We start from the raw sequence: 1,551 nt of genomic DNA on the forward strand, positions 1-1,551 counted from the left end.
CGCGGCGCTCCTCGCCGCCGGCGCGGCCGTTCCCGCCGCCGCCGCCGCAGCACCCACCGCGCGCCCCGTGCAGGACGAGACGCTGCGCGTCGCGACCTTCAACCTGTCCCTCAATCGCAACGCCCCTGGCCAGCTCGTCGCCGACCTGTCGACCGGCGCGAACGCCCAGGCGCGGACGGTCGCCGAGATCATCCAGCGCGCGAACCCCGACGTGGTTCTCCTGAACGAGTTCGACTACGTCGAGGGCGGGCTCGCCGTCGACCTCTTCCGCGACAACTACCTCGAGGTGAGCCAGAACGGCGCCGACGCGGTCGATTACCCGTATGCGTTCGTCGCACCGTCGAACACCGGCATCCCGAGCGGCTTCGACCTGAACAACAACGGCGTGGTCTCGGGCGGCGACGACGCCTTCGGCTTCGGCGTGTTCGAGGGGCAGTACGGCATGGTGGTGCTCTCGAAGCATCCGATCGTGACCGAGGACGTGCGCACGTTCCAGCACTTCCTGTGGAAGGACATGCCCGGCGCTCTGCTTCCCGACGACCCCACGACCGAGGCGCCCGCAGACTGGTACTCGCCCGAAGAGCTCGCGGTGTTCCGCCTGTCGAGCAAGTCGCACTGGGACGTTCCGGTCGAGATCGGCCGCCAGACCGTGCACGTGCTCGCGTCACACCCCACGCCGCCGACCTTCGACGGCGCCGAGGACCGAAACGGCACGCGCAACCACGACGAGATCCGCTTCTGGGCCGATTACGTGACCCCGGGCGCGGGCCGCTACATCTATGACGACGAGGGCGGCCGCGGCGGGCTGTCGCCGGCGGAGTCGTTCGTCATCCTGGGCGACCAGAACGCCGACCCGCTCGACGGCGACTCGGTCGACGCCGCGATCCACCAGCTGCTCGACAACCGCCGCATCGTCGACCCGCTGCCGGCCTCCGAGGGCGCCGTCGAGGCCGCCGTGCTGCAGGGCGGCGCGAACGCGACCCACGTCGGCGATCCGCGCTCAGACACCGCGGACTTCGCCGACACTGCGCCGGGCAACCTGCGCGCCGACTACGTCCTGCCCTCGCGCACGCTCCGCGTCGCGGATGCGGGCGTGTTCTGGCCGGTGCAGGCGGATCCGCTCTCGGAGCTCACCGGTGTGTTCCCGTTCCCGAGCAGCGACCACCGACTGGTGTGGGTCGACGTCAAGGTGCCGCGCGTCGGGCGCTGAACCGGGTGAACCGTGTCAGGCCGTGGTCGCCTCGGCCACGGCCTGCACGAACCCCACGTACGCCGACGCCGTCTCCTCCGCGACGATCGCGCGCAGCACGAGCTCGTCGACGCTTTCGCGATGGCGACGGATGCCGTCGGCGAAGTCCTCCGGACGGATCACCGTCTCGCCGGCGCGAATTCCCAGGCGTGCGAGGTTCGCGGCGTACTGCGGGTAGCCGGCGTAGCGACCGGCCTCGGTGTCGAGCTTCGGCGCGGCACCTGGGTCGGCGGCCGCCCGCACATACAGCGCGACGTGCGCGGACGCGGCCACCGCGCGCGCCTCCCCGGCCTGGGCGCGAG

General features: G+C 71.7%; 1 protein-coding gene and 1 pseudogene. One reads left to right on the top strand and one right to left on the bottom strand.

Features of this window, described 5'->3' with window-relative positions:
• On the top strand, window positions 1–1,210 hold a 1,210-nt coding region (locus tag EIO58_RS17645; protein ID WP_240658997.1), incomplete at its 5' end, for an endonuclease/exonuclease/phosphatase family protein.
• A 15-nt stretch (window positions 1,211–1,225) separates the two neighbouring features.
• On the opposite strand, the pseudogene EIO58_RS17650 reads toward EIO58_RS17645, so the two are convergent.
• Window positions 1,226–1,551 (bottom strand): annotated as a pseudogene (locus EIO58_RS17650) (LLM class flavin-dependent oxidoreductase); the annotation flags it as partial.

The organism is Microbacterium sp. CPCC 204701, from assembly GCF_004010105.1.
Taxonomy (GTDB): domain Bacteria; phylum Actinomycetota; class Actinomycetes; order Actinomycetales; family Microbacteriaceae; genus Microbacterium.